This window comes from Dactylosporangium sp. CS-033363 (genome assembly GCF_050942475.1).
Lineage (GTDB): Bacteria > Actinomycetota > Actinomycetes > Mycobacteriales > Micromonosporaceae > Dactylosporangium.
Genome location: NZ_CP192032.1, coordinates 6,514,166 through 6,532,652, shown reverse-complemented (window position 1 = coordinate 6,532,652; position 18,487 = coordinate 6,514,166). Strand labels below are relative to the sequence as shown.

19 protein-coding genes are annotated in these 18,487 nt (G+C 73.8%); 9 read left to right on the top strand and 10 right to left on the bottom strand.

Annotation, left to right across the window (positions count from 1 at the left end):
• Window positions 1-32 precede the first annotated feature (32 nt).
• Window positions 33-896, top strand: a complete 864-nt coding sequence (locus tag ACQPZ4_RS30200) for an Imm21 family immunity protein (RefSeq protein ID WP_433042694.1) — start codon at window positions 33-35, stop codon at window positions 894-896.
• On the opposite strand, the gene ACQPZ4_RS30195 is transcribed toward ACQPZ4_RS30200, so the two are convergent.
• The 5 genes from ACQPZ4_RS30195 to ACQPZ4_RS30175 are packed head-to-tail and all read right to left on the bottom strand — an operon-like array spanning window position 871 to window position 6,156.
• On the bottom strand, window positions 871-3,336 hold the full coding sequence (locus ACQPZ4_RS30195) for an FtsX-like permease family protein (protein ID WP_433042691.1): 2,466 nt from the start codon (window positions 3,334-3,336) through the stop codon (window positions 871-873). The genes ACQPZ4_RS30200 and ACQPZ4_RS30195 overlap by 26 nt on opposite strands.
• On the bottom strand, window positions 3,333-4,058 hold the full coding sequence (locus tag ACQPZ4_RS30190) for an ABC transporter ATP-binding protein (protein ID WP_433042688.1): 726 nt from the start codon (window positions 4,056-4,058) through the stop codon (window positions 3,333-3,335). The genes ACQPZ4_RS30195 and ACQPZ4_RS30190 overlap by 4 nt, the downstream gene beginning before the upstream one ends.
• The gene (locus ACQPZ4_RS30185; protein ID WP_433042685.1) at window positions 4,055-4,636 is read right to left on the bottom strand and encodes a PadR family transcriptional regulator; all 582 of its coding nucleotides are present in this window, start codon (window positions 4,634-4,636) and stop codon (window positions 4,055-4,057) included. Before ACQPZ4_RS30185 ends, ACQPZ4_RS30190 begins: the two co-directional genes overlap by 4 nt.
• A gap of 60 nt (window positions 4,637-4,696) precedes the next feature.
• The gene (locus tag ACQPZ4_RS30180) at window positions 4,697-5,767 is read right to left on the bottom strand and encodes a DUF1648 domain-containing protein (RefSeq protein WP_433042682.1); all 1,071 of its coding nucleotides are present in this window, start codon (window positions 5,765-5,767) and stop codon (window positions 4,697-4,699) included.
• Window positions 5,764-6,156: a GntR family transcriptional regulator gene (locus ACQPZ4_RS30175; protein ID WP_433042679.1), complete on the bottom strand. Its 393-nt coding sequence runs from the start codon at window positions 6,154-6,156 to the stop codon at window positions 5,764-5,766. The genes ACQPZ4_RS30180 and ACQPZ4_RS30175 overlap by 4 nt, the downstream gene beginning before the upstream one ends.
• Window positions 6,157-6,338: 182 nt before the next feature.
• On the opposite strand from ACQPZ4_RS30175, the gene ACQPZ4_RS30170 reads away from it, so the two are divergent.
• From ACQPZ4_RS30170 to ACQPZ4_RS30155, 4 genes are read left to right on the top strand one after another with little or no spacing between them, the layout of a single operon-like run.
• Window positions 6,339-7,277, top strand: coding sequence for an ABC transporter ATP-binding protein (locus ACQPZ4_RS30170; protein WP_433042676.1), 939 nt, complete (start codon window positions 6,339-6,341; stop codon window positions 7,275-7,277).
• On the top strand, window positions 7,274-8,110 hold the full coding sequence (locus ACQPZ4_RS30165) for an ABC transporter permease (protein ID WP_433042673.1): 837 nt from the start codon (window positions 7,274-7,276) through the stop codon (window positions 8,108-8,110). The genes ACQPZ4_RS30170 and ACQPZ4_RS30165 overlap by 4 nt, the downstream gene beginning before the upstream one ends.
• A 54-nt stretch (window positions 8,111-8,164) precedes the next feature.
• Window positions 8,165-9,400, top strand: a complete 1,236-nt coding sequence (locus tag ACQPZ4_RS30160) for a sensor histidine kinase (RefSeq protein WP_433042670.1) — start codon at window positions 8,165-8,167, stop codon at window positions 9,398-9,400.
• A complete protein-coding gene (locus ACQPZ4_RS30155; protein WP_433042667.1) occupies window positions 9,397-10,059 on the top strand; it encodes a response regulator in 663 nt (220 codons plus the stop codon). Before ACQPZ4_RS30160 ends, ACQPZ4_RS30155 begins: the two co-directional genes overlap by 4 nt.
• 13 nt (window positions 10,060-10,072) lie before the next feature.
• Here the strand turns inward: ACQPZ4_RS30155 and ACQPZ4_RS30150 are convergent, their stop codons facing one another.
• Together ACQPZ4_RS30150 and ACQPZ4_RS30145 are read right to left on the bottom strand one after the other, a co-directional pair.
• Entirely contained in the window at window positions 10,073-10,753 is a 681-nt protein-coding gene (locus ACQPZ4_RS30150) for an alpha/beta fold hydrolase (protein ID WP_433042664.1), read from the bottom strand.
• A 28-nt stretch (window positions 10,754-10,781) separates the two neighbouring features.
• Window positions 10,782-12,050, bottom strand: coding sequence for a COG4705 family protein (locus ACQPZ4_RS30145; protein ID WP_433042661.1), 1,269 nt, complete (start codon window positions 12,048-12,050; stop codon window positions 10,782-10,784).
• Window positions 12,051-12,300: 250 nt separating this feature from the next.
• Here ACQPZ4_RS30145 and ACQPZ4_RS30140 point away from each other — a divergent pair, with 250 nt between their 5' ends.
• From ACQPZ4_RS30140 to ACQPZ4_RS30125, 4 genes are all read left to right on the top strand, one after another.
• Window positions 12,301-12,447 (top strand): hypothetical protein, encoded by a 147-nt coding sequence (locus ACQPZ4_RS30140; RefSeq protein WP_433042658.1) that lies wholly within the window; start codon window positions 12,301-12,303, stop codon window positions 12,445-12,447.
• A 65-nt stretch (window positions 12,448-12,512) separates the two neighbouring features.
• Window positions 12,513-13,160: a hypothetical protein gene (locus ACQPZ4_RS30135; protein WP_433042655.1), complete on the top strand. Its 648-nt coding sequence runs from the start codon at window positions 12,513-12,515 to the stop codon at window positions 13,158-13,160.
• Between the two features lie 193 nt (window positions 13,161-13,353).
• Window positions 13,354-14,562, top strand: a complete 1,209-nt coding sequence (gene nhaA, locus ACQPZ4_RS30130) for a Na+/H+ antiporter NhaA (RefSeq protein ID WP_433042652.1) — start codon at window positions 13,354-13,356, stop codon at window positions 14,560-14,562.
• A gap of 16 nt (window positions 14,563-14,578) precedes the next feature.
• A complete protein-coding gene (locus ACQPZ4_RS30125; protein WP_433042649.1) occupies window positions 14,579-15,442 on the top strand; it encodes an alpha/beta fold hydrolase in 864 nt (287 codons plus the stop codon).
• Here the strand turns inward: ACQPZ4_RS30125 and ACQPZ4_RS30120 are convergent.
• The 3 genes from ACQPZ4_RS30120 to ACQPZ4_RS30110 are packed head-to-tail and all read right to left on the bottom strand — an operon-like array spanning window position 15,424 to window position 18,400.
• Complete coding sequence (locus tag ACQPZ4_RS30120) at window positions 15,424-16,722, bottom strand: SLC13 family permease (protein ID WP_433042646.1); 1,299 nt, start codon at window positions 16,720-16,722, stop codon at window positions 15,424-15,426. The genes ACQPZ4_RS30125 and ACQPZ4_RS30120 overlap by 19 nt on opposite strands.
• Window positions 16,719-17,165: a CBS domain-containing protein gene (locus ACQPZ4_RS30115; RefSeq protein ID WP_433042643.1), complete on the bottom strand. Its 447-nt coding sequence runs from the start codon at window positions 17,163-17,165 to the stop codon at window positions 16,719-16,721. The genes ACQPZ4_RS30120 and ACQPZ4_RS30115 overlap by 4 nt, the downstream gene beginning before the upstream one ends.
• Complete coding sequence (locus ACQPZ4_RS30110; RefSeq protein ID WP_433042640.1) at window positions 17,162-18,400, bottom strand: cation:proton antiporter; 1,239 nt, start codon at window positions 18,398-18,400, stop codon at window positions 17,162-17,164. The genes ACQPZ4_RS30115 and ACQPZ4_RS30110 overlap by 4 nt, the downstream gene beginning before the upstream one ends.
• Window positions 18,401-18,487: the final 87 nt, after the last annotated feature.

Here is an 18,487-nt window from a genome sequence, read left to right as displayed (position 1 = left end):
GCAGGTTCCGGGCGGCCTTCTACGATCTGCGCATGCGTCACCTCACCCGGCAGTTCGCCATCGGGGCCCTGCGCCGCGGGAACGGCATCGAGCAGTTCCTCGGCCACACCGACGTCGACGGCGAACCGGCCATCCGGTGGGTGGCGATCAGCCCCATGAGCGGGCGGTACCGCGTCTCGCTGCACACCGTCCGCGACCCCGACGACGAGCGGGTCCGCGACCTCGCCAACCTCATCTCGCTGGACCCGGTCGACGAGGACTACGCCGGCGAGGGCCGCGAACTGGGCGTGACCGGGGACGAGGCGGAGGCGATGTCCCTCGCCGAGCGGCTCACGAACGCCGCCCCCGACCGGTGGGTCAACTTCGCGGTGGCCGGCGAGGAGTACGCCGACCAGGTCCGGAACCGCCGCCGGGTGGAGCACGCCTGGGTCGGCTCCGCAGGCGGCCCGCTGATCCTGGTGCCGGAGTCCGTGCGCGAGCGTTGGGGCGGCGTGCCACCGACGTACCCGGACGAGGAGGGCGACTACGGCCGCGCGTGCGCCGTGGAGGGCTATCTCGGCGTGATCGACGTCGGTGGGGCGCCCGCGCTCGTGCTCGCCCGTGAGGCGCGCACCACCTACCTGCCCCGCCTCGGCGTGCTGCTGCTCGCGATCGCCGTCGACGAGGACGCCGACCTCGAGGCGCTGGTCGCGGACGTGCTGCCGCAGGCGGTGTGGACCGAGTCGGTGACCTGGCCGGTGGCCGGGCCGGTGGTGCTGTTCGACTCGGTCCACTCCGGCGCAGAGGCCGTCGGCGAGGGCCGCGAACTGCCCGTCACCGACGACGCGGCGACGGCGATGTCCCTTGCCGAGCGGCTCACGCCGGCCACCGTCAGTCCAGGGGCTGGCGGGCGATGAACCGCCCCTCCCGTCCGGTCAGCAGCCACCCGCCGAGGTAGGCCACCACCGGCAGCCCGGCGAGCAGCGCGGCCAGGTTGAGCAGCGGCGGATGCGCCAGCCAGTGCAGTTCGCGGTGGTACCAGGCCAGCACCGCCAGGTACGTGCAGGCGATCCCGATCACGGCGCCCGCCAGCGCGAGCGAACCAGCGGTCGCCGCCGTCAACGCGCGCCGGGTGCGGCGACGGGCTCCAGCGGCGGCCAAAGTGCGCAGGTCGCGCGCCGTCTCGCTGCGGATCAGCCCGACCGTCATCGCCAGCACGCCGAGTGCGACCGCGATGCCCGCGCCGGTGAACCAGGCCGCCAGCCGGGTCTGGTCGGCGCCGGTCGGCCGGGACTCGACGAACAAGCCTGCGGCGGCCGCGGACTGCTGGGCGTGGTCGACCTGCGCCGCGGTCAGTTTGGCCGGCGCGTCGATGAGCCATCCCGTCGGTACCGTGGAGAGGTTGAGTTTGGCCATGCCGTGCTGGGTCAGCAGCACGTTGGGCAAGGACCGGAAGTCGGGCAGCGCAACGTGCTGCAGGACGGGCTGCCAGGTGCGGTCGCGGCCGGGGATGACGTCGTAGCCGGCGAGGTCGGCGCGCGGGGTGAGCACGTCCGTGTCGGCGGCGACGGTGGCCGGGTCGATGCCGTAGTGGGTCAGCATTTCCGGGGTCGCGATGTAGAGGGGGACCATCTCGCTGCCGCTGTACGTCGCGCCGCCGTCCGCGGTGACGTGGCGGACGCCCAGGGCCGCCAGCGGGCGGCCGCCGGTGTCGCGCTCGACCGGCTGGTTCAGGTCGACGCCGCCCGCGAGGGGCAGGACGGTGGCGTGCAGGTCGGCGGCGATCGCGTCGGCCTGCTTGCGGAAGCCTTCGAGCTCGGCGGCGCTGACGGACGGTACCGGACCGGTCATGCCGGAGGCCGCGAGCCAGACGATCAGCTGGTCGGCCGGGATGGTGCCGCCGGTCGGCGCCGCGTTCCGGGCCACGGTCACCGCGGAGCTCAGGGCGACCATGGTGGCGATGCCGATGGCCAGGGCGATCGCGGCCAGGGCGGCACCGGAGCGGGCGCGGTAGCGGGCCAGGTCGCGCATGGCCAGCCGCGGCGCGAGGGGCGCGTGGCGGGCCAGGACGCCGATCGTGGCGATCCCGATCGGGGCGAGCAGCAGCAGCCCGAGCGCGGTGAGCAGCACCCCGCCGACGATGTACGGGACCTTCGTCTGCTGGGACAGGTACAGCCCGGTCATCCCGGCGGCGAGCACCACCGCACCGGCGAGCGCGAACCGGTGCGCCGGGCGGGGGAGGGCCGGGCGGGCGGAGAGCGCGGCGACGACCGGGATGCGGGCGGCGGAGCGGGCCGGCCACCAGGCGGCGACGACCGCGGTCGCGGTGGCCAGGACCACGGCGATCAGCAGCGGCCCCCAGGGCACGTCGAACCGGTCGATGCGATGGCCGAGCAGCGGCTCGAACACGGGTCCCAGCGCGGCCCAGCCGGCGAAGCCGGCGACCGCCCCGGTGACCGCGCCGGCGGCGCCGATGACGAGGCCGTTGGCCAGCAGGACGAGCCGGACGTGGCGGTGGCCGGCGCCGATCGCGCCGAGCATGCCCAGCGCCCGCAGCCGCCGCTGGGCCATCACGTGGAACCCGGCGACGGACAGCAGGCCGACGAAGACGAGCCCGATCGTGGCGAGCATCAGCACCGCGACGGTGGCCGGGTCGGTCTCCTGGTTGCGGCGCTGGGTCGACAGGCCGTCGGGGCGGGGCTTGGCGACGTACTGCTCATCCGGCACCCGCAGCAGCGCGTCGACGCGGTTGACGGCGGCGCCGAGCTGTCCGGGTGCGACGAGGCCGAACGACTCGTTCAGGTCGAGCGGGTTCTCCACGACGCCGACGACGGTCCAGGTCCGGCCGGCGGCGGTCCAGGTGCCGCCGACATGCAGGCCGGCCAGCCGCAGCACCCGCTCGGTGACGGCGAGGTCGGCCGGGCCCTGCGGCCAGCGGCCCTGGTCCAGCCGGAGCATCGAGCGCCCGTACGGCCCGTTCGGGTCCTGCGCGCGCAGGTCGATGCCGTTGGCGCTGCCCGGCACGGGAATCTGCTTGGTGTGCTCGATGACCTCGACGGTGCCGTAGTTGGCGCGCAGCTGGGCGAGGTCGGCCTCGGCCCGCGCGCCGGTGCCGTTGACGGTGACGAGGTGGTCGGCGGTGCCGAACCGGGACGCCTCCGACGGGGCGTTGGCGGCCATGGCGAGCCCGACGGTGGTGGCGGCGACCGCGAACAGCAGCAGGGCGAGGACGATCGCCTGCTGGCGCCACTCGCGCCGGAACAGCCGCCACGCCCAGCGGATCACGGCGCGGCGGGCCGGCATGCCGCCGTTGCCCGTGCCGAGGTCGAGCGGCCGGTCCTGCAGGGCGAGGCTCATCGGGCGGGCTCCCCGGTCAGCAGCGAGTCCGGGCCGGGCCGGGGCGCGGTGCGGTCCACGACGCGGCCGTCGCGGATGAACAGGACCCGGTCGGCCCAGGAGGCCAGCTGCGCGTCGTGGGTGACGACGACGGCGGCCACGCCGTGCTTGCAGGCGGCCAGGATCATCTTCATCACGGCCTCGCCGTTGGCCGAGTCGAGGGCGCCGGTGGGCTCGTCGGCCAGCAGCAGCCGCCGGTCGCCGACGACGGCCCGGGCGATCGCGACCCGCTGCCGCTCGCCGCCGGAGAGCTGGTCGGGGAAGCGGTCGGCGCGGTCGGCCAGGCCGAGCCCGTCGAGGGCGGCCAGCCCGGCGGTGCGGGCCTTGCCGGCGCTCGTCCCGTCGAGCTCGAGGGGCAGCGCGACGTTCTCGGCGGCGGTGAGGCCGGGCAGCAGGTTGAAGTCCTGGAACACGTACCCGATGGCCCGCCGCCGCAGCCGGGCCCGGTCGTCGCGGGACATCGCCGAGAGCGGCTGCCCGCCGACGAGGACCTCGCCGCTGGTCGGGGTCTCCAGGGCGCCGGCGATGGTGAGCAGCGTGCTCTTGCCCGAGCCGCTGGGTCCCATGACGGCGACCATCTTGCCGGCCTCGACGGTGAGGTCGACCTCCCGCAGCGCGTGCACCTCGTCGGCGCCGTCGAGGTAGGTCTTGGACACCCCGCGCAGCTCCAGCACCCCGCTCATCGGCGCGCCCCCGCGCGGCGCCGGATCATCGGGGCGGCGGTCCTCGGTTCGGCCGGCGGTTCGAGCGCGGCCCGCTTGAGCCGCCCGTCGGCGGTGTCCAGCCAGCGCACGACGGAGTCGAGCCGGTACAGCTCCGCGTCGACGACGAGCGCGAGGCTCAGGTCGACCTCGCCCTCCTCGTCCTTGAGGCGGGTCCACTGCTGCATGAGCTCCACGATGTACCGCCGGTGCTCCTGGATCACCGCGTGCACGTCGACACCGGGAAGCCGTACCGCGACGAGGATCTTGATGACGAGCTCGTCCCGCGGCGGCGAGGCGAGGTCCGGCGGGGTGCGCAGCCACCCGTCCAGCTCCCGGGCGCCGTCGTCGGTGATCCGGAAGCCCTTCTGCGGCCCCGGCTCGGCGTCGTCGTCGGACTCGACGAAGCCGTCGCGCTCCAGGCGCTGCAGGGTGGTGTAGACCTGCCCGATGTTCAGCGGCCACACCTCGCCGGTGCGCGCCTCGAACTCCTCGCGCAGCTGCAGCCCGTACTTCGGCCCCTCACTGAGCAGCGCCAGCAGCGCGTGCTTGATGCTCACCGCGACTCCACACTCGATATCATGCGGAGTAGCATACTCAGTATTATCCCCGTGTCCAGCTCACCGGATCGTGACCAGGACGCCGGCGACCGCGACGATGCCGGCCAGCAGGATGAGGACCCGCGGGTTGGCCAGGTTGAGCGTCCAGCCGATGCCGAACCGGCGCGGCACCATCAGCGCCGAGTCCTCGCGGTTGACGTAGAACAGGCCGCCGCGCCAGAACCGGTCGTCGTCGCGGTGGACCATGCCGGTGTCCTCGCCCTCGGACCGGTCGCGGTTGTTGCGCGCCAGGATCGTCACGGTGACCGCGACCGCGGCCAGGATCGGCACCACGATCACCAGCGCCGACCACCGCGCCACCGTGCCGGTCCACATGATCAGCGAGCTGCCGAGCATCCCGAGGTCGATCGCCGCCGTCAGGCCGAGCAGGGCCTTCGCGCTCAGCATCGTGTACCGCCGGTGCCACCGCGCCGATCCCGCCGGTCGCGCCGGATCGAGGTCGGCCCGGCCGCGCACCACGAGCGCCGCGATGCCCGCGAGCAGCGCGGTGATCCCGGCCTGCACGAACACCAGCGAGAACGCGGTCCAGACGGACTTGGCGGCGACGCGGTCGGCGGTGCCGTCGGCGGCGTAGTGCATGACGAGCGACTCCGGCATCGACGGGTACCGCAGCACGCCGATCACCACCGTCGCCGCCACCACGGGCAGCGCCGGGACGAGCCAGGCCCACGGGAACCGCGGCGGGTCGGTGCGCAGCGAGGTGTCGACGGCGATGCCCTGCCGCACGCCGTCGTACCAGCCGCCGGCCGCCTTGGCCGCGCGGATGCCGTGGTTGGCCAGGAAGAAGCAGGCGTACCAGGCGGTCACGAGGAGCAGTACCGACAGGGACAGCAGGAGCGGTTCGGCGGTCACGGCGAACAGCGCGATGCCGATCCCGGCCGCGACGACGCCGCTGACGATCACCCGAATCCGGTAGAGCCGCGTCTGCTCCAGCACCGCCGGATCGGTCGCCCGCGCGGCCGGCACCCGCACCCCGAACGGCACCGTCCGGCTGTTGAACGCGGGCATGAGCAGCGCGAGTACCAGCACCAGGGCTGACAGGGCGGCGCTCACGAGGATGGCAACGGTCATTTCGTCTCCCCCGACTCGCTGGTGTCGAATTCGTCGAGCAACGCCCGGCAGGTGGCGAGCACCTCGGCGGGCGGCAATCCCCGGGCGGCGGCCTCCGCGAGCAGGGTCCGGGCCCGCGCCGACCAGTCCGCACGGAACGCCGCATCGGCGGCCGTCACGGTCACCACGGCGCCGGTCTTGCGGTTGAGCCGGATCAGACCCTCCTGCCGCAGCAGGTCGTACGCCTTGTTCACGGTGTGGAAGTTGATCCCGAAGTCCGCCGCGAGCGCCCTGATCGGCGGCAACGAACTGCCCTCGGCCAGCACGCCGGCCGCAATCGCCTCCACGATCCGGTCGCGCAGCTGCTGGTAGAGCGGCACGTCGCTGGTCAGGTCGACGTTGAGGATCACGAGCCAACCTCCGCCCATTGATCTACTAGTTATAGAACAATTAAAGCACACGGTACCCTTAGGTGCCCACCTGGTACCGCGGTACTACGGGCCGGGCGCAGGTCGGAACCGCGGTACGACGGACCGGGGCCGCGGCGCGCCTAGCGTCGGTGGTGAGACGCGGAACTCCGAGGGGGAGCACGATGATCGAGGCACGGCAACTGACCAAGCGGTACGGCGACAAGACGGCCGTCGACGGGGTGAGCTTCACCGTCCGGCCGGGCGCGGTCACCGGCTTCCTCGGCCCGAACGGCGCCGGCAAGTCCACCACGATGCGCATGATCATCGGGTTGGACGCCCCGACGAGCGGGACGGTGACCGTGAACGGCCGCCGGTACGCCCGGCACGCGGCGCCGCTGCAGGAGGTCGGCGCGCTGCTGGAGGCGCGGTCGATCCACCCGGGCCGGTCGGCGTTCGACCACCTCATGGCGCTCGCCCACACGCACGGCATCCCGCGCGGCCGGGTCGGCGACGTGATCGAACTGACCGGGCTGCAGGCGGTGGCCCGTAAGCGCGCCGGGGCGTTCTCCCTCGGCATGGGCCAGCGCCTCGGCATCGCCGCCGCGCTGCTCGGCGACCCGCAGACGGTCATGCTCGACGAGCCGGTCAACGGGCTCGACCCCGAGGGCGTGCTGTGGATCCGCACGCTGCTCACCGGCCTCGCCGCCGCCGGCCGCACGGTCTTCATCTCCTCGCACCTCATGAGCGAGATGGCCCTCGTCGCCGACCACCTCATCGTCGTCGGCCGGGGCCGCGTGCTGGCCGACACCACGGTGCAGGACCTGGTGCGCACCGCCGGCGGCGACACCGTCGTCGTGGCCACCGCCGACCCGGCACAGCTGCGCCGGGTGCTGGCCGGGCCGGGCGTCGAGGTCACCGGACGGCCCGGCTCGGAGCAGCTGAGCGTGACCGGCCTGACGCCGCGGGCCATCGGCCTCGCCGCCGCCGAGCACGGCATCGCGCTGTTCGAGCTCACCGCGAAGGCGGTCTCGCTCGAGGAGGCCTTCATGGACCTGACCAAGGACGCCGTCGAGTACCACGCCACCACTGCCGCCACCAACCCTGCGAGGGCCGCCGCATGAGCATCCTGACCGAGACCCGCCCGGAGGTCGTGCGCACCGCAGCCCCCGCCTACAAGGTCACCGGCGCCCGGGTGGTGCGCTCCGAGTGGTACAAGCAATGGTCGTTGCGCTCGACCTGGATCACCCTCGGGCTGGCGCTGCTGTTCCTGCTCGCGTTCGGCGCGATCGCGGCGCTGCGGTACAGGTCGATGAGTTCCGCCGGGCAGGTCGACCCGGACTTCGCCGGCAGCACCGCCTACAGCCTGGCCCTGTTCGGCACGACGTTCGCGACGATCGCGCTCGGCGTCCTCGGGGTGCTGACGACGGCCGGCGAGTACACGACCGGCATGATCCGATCCACCCTCGCCGCCGTCCCGCGCCGCCTGCCGGTGCTGTGGTCCAAGGCCGCCGTGTACGGCGTGATCGCCTTCGTCGCCGGCACCCTCGGCGCGCTCGGGGCGTTCCTGATCAGCAGCGCGGTGCTGTCCGGCACGGACAAGGCGATGGGCCTCTCGGCCGGCGGCGTGCTGACCGGCCTGCTCGGCGCCGGCGCGTACCTGGCCCTGGCCGGGGTCATCGGGGTGGCGCTCGGCGCGCTGCTGCGCTCCACCGCCGGCGGCATCTCGGCCTTCGTCGGGCTGTTCCTGCTGGTGCCCGGCCTCATGTCGCTGCTGCCGAAGTCGTGGCGGACGGACATCACGCCGTACCTGCCCAGCAACGCCGGTGAGTCGATCTTCGCGCTGCACCACGTGAGCGGGACGCTCACCGCGGGCGCCGGGCTGCTCGTGCTGCTCGGCTGGACCGTCCTGGCGCTGGCCGGCGCCGCGATCCGGCTGCTGCGCACGGACGCCTGAGCCGCGATCCGGCTGCTGCGCACGGACGCCTGAGCCGCGGGGGAGGATGAGACCGTGAGCACCGACGAGAACGCTGCCTGGCTGTTCCGGGCCGGGCAGCGGATGCGCCAGTTCGACGCCCGGCACCCGTGGGCGCTCGACACCGCCGTCGTGCTCGTGGTCTTCCTCCTCTTCTGCGCGCCCGAGCTGGCACCGGGCGGTGACCGTCCGGACGGGCCGATACACCTGACCCAGCGTCCGGTACCGGAAATGCTCGTCCTCCAAAGCGCGCTGCTCGTCCCGCTGTGGTGGCGCCGCCGGGCCCCGCTGGTCGCGTTCCACGCCGTCGCCGCGGTGTTCATCGCCGAGTGGGCCGCCGGGATCATGCTGCGCGCGGACGTGGCGCTGCTCGTCGCGCTGTACAGCCTGGTGCTGCACGGCCGCCTGAACCGGCTGGTGTGGGCGGTGCCCGCGCTGCTCGTCGCGGCCGCGCTGGTGATCGTGCGCCTCGCCGGCGCCGTGTCGACGCCGGACGTGCTGTTCTTCATGGCCAGCGTCGGCACCGCGGCGGTCGCGCTCGGGTTCGCGATCCGGGTCCGCCGCGCGCAGGTGGCCGCCCTGCGCGACCGCGCGGTCCAGCTCGAGATCGAACGCGACCAGCGCAGCCGCCTCGCCGCCGCGACCGAGCGCACCCGGGTCGCCCGCGAGATGCACGACATCCTCGGCCACAGCCTGTCGGTCATCGTCACCCTCGCCGACGGCGGCGGGTACGCGGCGGACGTGGCCCCCGAGCGCAGCAAGGAGGCGCTGCGGCTGATCGGCGACACGGGCCGCCGCTCGCTCGCCGACCTGCGCCGCATGCTCGGCGTCCTGCGCGAGGAGGCGGACGGTCTGAGCCCGCAGCCGGGCCTGGCCGACCTGGAACCGCTGTGCCGGCACATCCGCGCGGCCGGCCCGGACGTCGAGTACCAGAGCACGGGCGACCTCTCGGCGCTGGATCTGGGAGTACAACTGGCGGCGTATCGGATCGTGCAGGAAGCCCTCACGAACACCCTCAAGCACGCCGGCCCGCACACCCGCGTCGCCCTGTCCCTGCGCGCCGAGGATGCGCGACTGCACATCGTCGTGCGCGACACGGGCGGGCCCGAGCGCACCACGGGCACCGGCGAACCGGGCCACGGCCTGCTCGGCATGCGCGAACGCGCGGCCCTGTACGGCGGATCGGTCACCGCCGGCCCGGCTCCCGGCGGAGGATGGACCGTGACCGCCGACCTGGACCTGACCCCGCCGCCCGGAAGCCGACCCGAATGATCACCGTCCTGATCGTCGACGACCAGCCGCTGCAGCGCCTCGGCTTCCGGATGCTGCTGGAGAGCAGCCCTGACACGGAGGTCCTCGGCGAGGCCGCGAACGGCGCGGATGCGGTACGGCGGGCGGCCGAACTGCATCCGGACGTCATCCTCATGGACGTGCGCATGCCGGGCATGGACGGCATCGAGGCGACCCGCCGCATCGTCGAGTCGGGCGGCCGCTCGCACATCCTCATGCTCACGACGTTCGACCTGGACGAGTACGTGCACGCCGCCCTGCGCGCGGGCGCCAGCGGGTTCCTGCTCAAGGACGCGTACCCGGAGGAGCTCCTCGCGGGCATCCGCGCCGTCGCGGGCGGCGACGCGGTGATCGCGCCCGCCCTGACGCGCAGATTGCTGGACGCGTTCACCCAACACCTCGCCGGCGGCGGCGCGCATCCGGCCCCGGACCCGCGCCTCGACACCCTGACGGAGCGCGAGCGGGAGATCCTGGTCGCGATCGGCCAGGGCTGGACCAACGGCGAGATCGCCGAGCGCCTGGTCCTGTCCGAGTCCACCGTGAAGACCCATGTCGGCCGGGTCCTGGCCAAGATCGGCGCCCGCGACCGGGTGCAGGCCGTCATCATCGCGTACGACCTCGGCCTCACCCGGCCGCAGTGACCGGTGCGCCGGCTCAGTGATCCGCGAGGAGGGCGGCGGCCACCGCCTCCGGGTGGCCCAGGGCGATCAGGTGCCCGCCCGGCAGTACGGCCGGCGTCCGGCCCAGCCGCTCGCGGGCCACGCGCGCCTGCAGTACGGCCGGGAACAGGCGGTCGTCGGCGCCGGTGAGCACCGTGGTCGGGATGTCCGGCCAGGCGTCCAGCGGCCAGACCTGGCCGAACGGGGTGTCGGCCTGCTCCTTGCCGCCGGTCATCGCCCGCTCGGTGACCTCCGCGGGCACGTCGTGGAAGAAGAGCTCGCGCAGGTCGAACCCGGCGTCGGGGTCGCGGCCCTGCTCCACGGCGTAGGCGCGGGCCGCGGCGGCCTGGCCGACGTTGTCCCACCAGGCGCCGCCGGTCTCGCCGGGCCGCGGGATCATCGCGTTGACCAGGACGATGCGCCGGGCGCCGCGGCGCTGGGCGACGACCGGCGCGGTGAACCCGCCCATCGACTGGCCGACGACCACCAGCTCCCCGGGCTCCGGCGGGAGGGCGTCGGTGACGGACTTCGCGTACTCCTCCCAGCCGGCCGCCGGATCGTCGCCGGGGAGCTCGGCGGCGACGGCCCGGTGCCCGGCCGCCTCGAGGATCGGCTGGACGCGATGCCAGTACCAGGCGTCGCCGCCGGCCCCGGGAATCAGTGCGAACGTCGTCATGGTGCGAATCTACGGCGGCGGGCCGCGGTCAGACCCCGTCGAACGTGTTCAGGGTGTTCATCAGCGTGGTGACGGCGGACGCGCACGCGGTCTCGTCCGGGTTCGCCGCGCGCAGGGCGGTGAGGACGTCGTCGATCTGGCCGTCGAGCTGGTGCCATCGGGTGGAGTCGCGCGGCTTGAGCCCGGCCTCGGCGTCGTCCCAGGCCACCTCGAGGTCCTTGACCCGGGTCCTGGCCCCCGCGAGGTCGTGCTGGGTCACCTTGGCCCGGACGTCGGACACGATCACCGCGAACCGGCTCAGGTTGCCGAGTTTGGTTGTCGGGTGTACCGCCTGGGCCACGCTCGCCCCGCCCGACCCGCTCACCGCGGCCGGGTCCTGTGCCACGCCGGCCTGCGGGTCCGTCGCCGGCGGCGATCCCTGCGCGAGGCTGAGCCCGAACCCGGCGACGACGACGGCCAGGGCGGCGGCGCCGGCCCAGGCGTAGTCCCGGCCGCGGCCGCCGTTCGGGCCGGCGCCCTTCTCGGCCACGCCGTGCCGGCTCACCAGCACCTGCTCGCGCACGACGAGCACGATGATCGCGGCCAGGAACAGGATGCTGGTGGCGCTCGCGCCCAGGGCCAGGCCGCCGAGGTCCCTGTCCTGGGTGAGCAGGTCGCCGAGCGAGGCGCCGAGCGGCCGCGTGAGCACGTAGGCGATCCAGAAGGTCAGCACCTGGCCGGCGCCGAGGCGGAACGCGATCCACGTGGCCAGGATCAGCCCGCCGAAGACGAGCGCCCCGTTGCGGAAGCCGAGATTGAGCGCCTCGGTGGCGAAGTCGCCGGCGGCGGTACCGAGCGCGAAGGTGGTCAGGATCGCGCCCCAGTAGAACCCCTCGCGGCGCGGCGTGTTGATGGAGGCGATCGCGAGGGTGCGCTCCTGGCGGTACCAGATCAGGAACACGGCCGCGAGAATGACCGCGAACACGGCCGTGCTGACGGCGAGCGGCACGCCGAGGGTGTCGGTGAAGAAGTCGGTGATCTGGGTGCCGACGATGCTCACCAGCACCACGCAGAGCCAGTAGACCCACGGCGTGTAGGCGCGGGTGCGGAACTGCAGGATCAGCGCGCCGACGAGGAAGGCGAACATGATCCCGTCGGTCACGGCGGGACCGAGGCCGACGTTGACGTTGAGGTAGTCGGCGAGCGTCTCCCCGATCGTGGTGGACAGCACCTTGATGACCCAGAACGTGGCGGTGATCGCGGGCACCTTGGTCAGCCACCCGCGCGAACTCACCGACCTGGCGGTGACAGTGGACACGGCTCTCCCTCACGACTGCATTCCGCTGATTTCCCCATGAATCGGGGCAAACCTAGACCGACCGTCCTGAGTGCCCGCTGAAAGCCGAGGCCCGGCCAGCGTGGCGGCCCGGGACTGAGAGCCCGCTGAACCCGCGCCCCGGCCGCGCACGGCGTCCGATGAGTAGGGTGGTGGCCATGGTGCACTGGCGCCGAGCCAGCCGTACTCCGCGTGGCCGGCCGACCCGGCCCGGCTGCCCACCGTCGCGTTCGTGATTCCGGACCTGTGCAACGACATGCACGACTGCGGCGTCGCGACCGGCGACGCCTGGGCCTGCGCGCACCTGGACCCGTACGCGCGCTACGGGCTGCCGCCGCTGGGCCGGGCGGCCGGAGCGTCGCCGCTGCCGCCGCGGTGACGCCGCGGCTCGATCAGGGCGCACCGGGGCGTTCTGATGCGTCCCGGCGTGATATCAACTGCGCTGTGTCCGAAGACGAGCCACCCCCGAAACAGTCCTACACGTTCCTCATCGTGTGCGGCGCCGTGGCGCTGCTGATCCTGATCGGCGCCGCGATCTACATCGGCCTCGACCTGCGCTCCGCGAACCAGGTGACCGCCGAGCGCGAGGCCGTCGACAACGCCACGCCCTCGCCCGTCACGCCCGGCTGCGGCCGGCACGGGTGCGCGCCCGGCAAGACCCTGCCGGTCACGTTCGACCGCTGGTTGTCCGGCACCAGCCTGGAGAACGTCTCCGTCGGCGACGGGCAGCGCACCGGCACGAACGTCCTCTCGCTCGGGTTCCTGGGCGGCGGCACCCTGACGGCGCACGTGTCGCACGACAAGAGCGTGCTGAACGAGGTGGACTGCGTGCTGTCCGCCAACGCCGGCGCGCCCGGCACCTTCGAGTCCATGGGCCTGACCATGCTGCACGACTGCGCCACGGCGGTCCTGCCCGCCGGCGCCGACTACGCGGCGCGCTCGCAGACCTGGGTCGAGCAGGTCCTCGCCAAGCCGGAGACCGGCAGGTGGACCTGCGGCGCGGTCGCGATGCAGGCGACCTCCGGCCCGGACGCCCTCGAGATCGACGTGTTTCCCGCCCCCGACCCGAACGCGGCCTGCGGCTCCTTCTGAACCCGACGTCGCGGTGTTGTCATGAACCCGTGCGGTGTTCGTCATGGTCGCCGGGCAGGTTGGAATCGGGCCGCCGACGGGAGCACTCGGGTTTCGGGGCGTTGCGTCGCCGCGGTCCGCGGATAGGCTGGTTCATGGTGTGCCGGGAAGTCTGGTCGGCGATGGTGGTGCCGACCGACCCCGGAGGAGTTTCATGGCTGCGACCCGCCGAATCGCCGAATTGCTGCGCACCGAGACCGTGGGCGGGCTGCTGCTGCTCGCGGCCGCCCTGGCCGCGTTCGGATGGGCGAACTCACCGTGGCCCGCCGGCTACGCGCACCTCGCCGAGCTGCGGTTCGGCCCGGAGGCGTGGCATCTGGACCTGAGCCTGGCGGCGTGGGCGGCCGACGGGCTGCTCGCGGTGTTCTTCTTCGTCGCGGGGCTGGAGCTCAAACGGGAGTTCGTGGCCGGGGACCTGCGCGACCCGCGCCGGGCGGTGCTGCCGGTGGCGGCGGCCGTCGGGGGCATGGCGGTACCGGCGATGCTGTATCTGCTGGTCAACGGTCGGGCCGGCGGTGCGCCGGAGGGCTGGGCGGTGCCGACGGCGACCGACATCGCGTTCGCGCTCGCGGTTCTGGCGATGGCCGGTTCCCGGGTGCCGCCGGCGCTGCGCACGTTCCTGCTCACCCTGGCCGTGGTCGACGACCTCCTCGCGATCGGCATCATCGCGGTGGCGTACACCGCGGCGCTCGCGGTGCTGCCGCTGCTGGCCGCGCTGGTGCCGCTCGCCGCGTTCGCGTGGGTGGTGCGCCGCGGCGGACCGCCCACCCGCTGGCTGCTCGGACCGCTGGCGGTGGCGGTGTGGCTGCTGGTGCACGCCTCCGGGGTGCACGCCACCGTGGCGGGCGTGCTGCTGGCGTTCACGGTGCCGGTCCGCCCGTCCGGCGGTGACGACGTCGCGGGCCGGTTGGAGCACCGGTGGCGGCCGGTGTCGGCCGGATTCGCGGTGCCCGTCTTCGCCTTTTTCGCCGCGGGTGTACCGCTTGCCGGTGCGGCGTCGTTCGGCGCGGCACTGCGGGACCCGGTCACCCTCGGTGTGCTCGCCGGACTGATCCTCGGGAAACCAGTCGGGGTGCTGGGCGCGACCTGGCTCGCGCGGCGGCTGACGGGCGCGGCCCTCCCGCGCGGGCTGGGCCGCCGCGACCTGGTGGCGGCCGGGCTGCTGTCCGGGATCGGGTTCACGGTGGCGCTGCTGATCGCCGAGCTCGCGTTCGGCTCCGGCAGCGTCGCGGACGAGCACGCCCGGCTGGCCGTCCTGCTCGGCTCGGCCGTGTCCGCGGCGGCCGCCACCCTGGTGCTGTGGACCCGCCGCCCGGCCGCGACCCCGGTTCACCGGCCCGGCTACGTCAGCGCGGAGGCCTGAGGTGGCGCGGCCTCGCATGGCGCCGCTGCCGACCGAGGTGCGCGCGACCGCGGGCGGGCCGGTCGAGTTCCGCTTCGAGCGGCGCGGCGACGACGTCCTGCTCATCCTGCACGGCGGGCACATGCGGGCCGGGCTGGCGCTGGGGGAGGAGCCGTTCGCCGCGGCCGGCTTCTCGGTCCTGGCGCCCTCGCGGCCCGGGTACGGCCGGACCCCGGTGCGCAGCGGCCGGACCGTGGCCGCGTACACGGACACCGTCCGGGCGCTGTGCGCGGACCTGGATGTGGCCCGCGTCGCGGCGGTCGTCGGGATCTCCGGCGGCGGCCCGACCGCGGTCGCGCTGGCCGCCCGGCACCCCGACCTGGTCGAGCGGCTGGTCCTCGTCAGCGCGGTCGGCCCGCTGCCGTGGCCGGACCGGCGGACCCGCATCGGCGGCCGGATCGTCTTCGCGCCCGGCGTCGAGGCGGCCACGTGGGCGGGCATCCGGATGCTGCTGCGCGCCCGGGGCCGGCGGGCGCTCGGCTCGTTGCTGTCCCCGCTGTCGACCGTCCGCGGCCCGGCGGAGCTGACCGACGGCGACGCCGAGATGCTGCTGCGGCTGTTCGCGGCGATGCGGTCGGGCCGCGGCTTCGTGCGCGACATGCGCCCGGCGCCGGACCTGTGCGCCGCGGTGACCCAGCCGGCGCTGGTGGTCGCGTCGCGCACCGACGGCGGGGTGCCGTTCGCGCACGCCGAGGCGCTCGTCGCCGGGCTGCCCCGCGCCGAGCTGGTGGAGAGCCGGGCCGCGGGGCACTTCGTGTGGTGCGCGCCGGACTGGCCCGCGGTCGCCGGGCGGGTCGCCGCGTTCGGCCGGACCCCGCCGGATCAGGTGAAGGCGAGGTAGCGCAGCCAGAGGTACACCGCGGAGATCGCGACGGTGACGGCGGCGGCGACGAGGCCGTACTTGGTGAACTGCCAGAAGCTGATCCGCTGCCCGGCCCGCTCGGCCAGGCCGAGGATGACGACGTTGGCCGACGCCCCGACGGCGGTGGCGTTGCCGCCGAGGTCGGCGCCGAGGGCGAGGGCCCACCACAGCACGTGCGGGCCGCCGTGGCTGCCCTCGGCGGCGGCGAGGTCGGCGACGATCGGGGTCATCGTGGCGACGTACGGGATGTTGTCGACGATCGCCGAGAGCACCGCGGACCCGCCGAGCAGGCCCATCGCGGCCAGGTGCGGGTCGCCGGCGACCGCGTCGGCGATCGAGCGGGACAGGGTGCCGACGGCGCCGGTGTGCACGAGCGCGCCGACCATGACGAACAGCCCGGCGAAGAACGCGAGGGTCGGCCATTCGACGTCCTTGACGACCTCGCCGGTGTCGAGCCGGGACAGCGCCAGCAGCGCCAGGCCGCCGACGATCGCCACCACGGACGGCTCGAGGTGCACGACCGAGTGCAGGACGAACGCGGCGGTGACGAGCGCGAGCACGGCCAGGCTGAGCACGAGCAGCCGCGGGTCGCGGATCGCGTCGCGCTCCCGCAGCCGCGTCACCGTGGCGGCCCGCTCCGGGTCGTAGCGGAACGCGGAGCGGAACATCACCCGGCACAGCGCGACGAACACGACGACCAGCACCGCGATCAGCGGGGCGAGGTGGTTGAGGAAGTCGTTGTACGACAGCCCGGCCCGGCTGGCGATGATGATGTTGGGCGGGTCGCCGACGAGCGTGGCGGTGCCGCCGATGTTGCTGGCCATGGCCTCCGCGATGAGGTACGGCGCGACCGGCACCGCGAGGCGCTGGCAGACCAGGAACGTGACCGGGGCGATGAGCAGCACGGTGGTGACGTTGTCCAGCATCGCCGAGGCGACCGCGGTCACCACGACGAGGATGACCATGACCGGGAACGGCCGGCCGCGGGCGCGTTTGACCGCCCAGATGGCCAGGTACTCGAACGCGCCGGTGCGTTTGAGCACGGCGACGATGAGCATCATGCCGAGCAGCAGGACGATGACGTTCCAGTCGATGCCGGACTCGGCGGAGAAGAACGCGTGTTCGGCGTCGGTGGCGCCGATCAGCAGCATCAGGACCGCCCCGCCGAGCGCGGCGGCGACGCGGTGGACCCACTCGGTGGCGATGAGCACGTACGCGCCGGCGAACACGGCGACGGCGATCCAGGCGGTAATACTCACTCGGCGAGCATCCGGTCGAGCAGCGCGTCCAGGGTGATCGCGCCGAGCAGGTTGCGCTGCTTGTCGACGACCGCGACGAGCGGGGTCCGGGTGCGGGCCATCACGGCGGCGATCTCCAGTACCGTGGCGTCCGCGGCGACGACGGCCAGCTCACGCTTCTCGGCGGGCAGGGCCTGGGCCACGGTACGGTCGCCGAGCTCGCGCAGCAGCAGGTCCGCGGCCGGCTCGTCGACGACCCGGGCCAGGGCGGGATCGTCCTGGCAGTACTGCGGTACCGCCATGCGCAGCACCTGCGTGCCGGCCAGGATCGTGAACGGGTAGCCGCGCTCGTCGAGCACGATCAGCCCCGGCAGGTCCTGCCCGGCCAGGAGCCGCGCCGCCTCGATCGCCGGAGTGTCGGGGCGTACCACCGGAAACTCGGCGGCGAGATCGCGGGCCTTCATGGCGTGGTCCCTTCGGTCGGCGGGCGGCGCAGCAGCTGCCGGCCCTTGGTGGCGAGCCGCTGCTGCCAGGCCGGCATGAGCTCGGGGGTGAAGCCGCGGGCGACGACGATGTCGGTGGAGGAGTGCAGCACGATGCTCAGCACGATCGTCACGGCGACGAGCGCGAACACCGGCTCGGCGGCGGCGATCCCGGAGGCCAGGACCAGCAGCCCGTAGACGACCGAGGCGAACCCCTTGGGCCCGAACCACATGGCGGCCGCCTGCTCCCGCGCGCTCAGCCCGGAGCGCAGGAACGACACCCACAGGGCGAGCGGCCGGGCCAGGACCAGGGCCAGGACCGCGAACGCCCACCCGGCCCAGCCTATGCCGCCGAACAGGCCGGGGGTGAGCAGCGCGCCGAAGACCAGCAGCGCGACGAGCTTGAAGATCTCGGCGACGAGCTCGCCGAAGTGCTCGAACGCCTCCCGCTCGCGGCGGCCGATGGTGGCCACGGTGATCCCGGCGGCGAACACGGCCAGGAACAGGTTCGCGTGGGTCACCTTGCCCAGGCCGAGCACGAGCAGCCCGATCGCGACGGCGTTGAGCGGCAGGTACTGCTCCGACACCGCGAACAGCCGGGTCCGTTCGAGCCTGATCGCCACCCACGGCACGACGATCCCGATCGCGATGCCGCCGACGAGCTCGAGGCCGATCTCGCCGAGATGCAGCTCGTGGGAGCCGGCCGCGACGGCGAGCAACACGATCACGAACGGCAGGGCGAGCCCGTCGTTGACCCCGGACTCGACGTTGAGCAGGTGCCGCAGCCGGGCCGGGACCTTGTCGTTGCCGACCAGCGCGGCGGCGAAGACCGGGTCGGTCGGGGCCAGGATCGCCCCGATGAGCAGCGACTCGGCCCAGCCCAGCCCGGCCAGGTAGTGCGCGATGACGGCGGTGATGAGCAGCGTCAGCGGCAGGCCCCAGCCCAGGGCCCGGCCCGGCAGCCGCCAGGCGCTGCGCAGGTCGCTCCAGCCGACCCGCATGCCGTCGGTGAACAGCACCGCGAACAGGGCCAGCTCCGCGAGCTGCGCCACGATCGGCGACTGCGCCGTCACGTGGATCACGCCGGTCACACCGTCGCCGAGCACGAACCCGGCCGCGAGGAACACCACGGCGGTGGACAGCACCGTGCGGTGCGCGAGCGCGGACAGCAGCACCGCCAGGAGCAGGGTGGCGGCGAAGCACAGCAGCAGGGTCATGCGGGGTCCTGTCGGTGGGCACGGCGAACACACACGCCGACCAGACTTCCCGGCACTCCGGGCAAAAACCTACCTGACCGGCCCCGA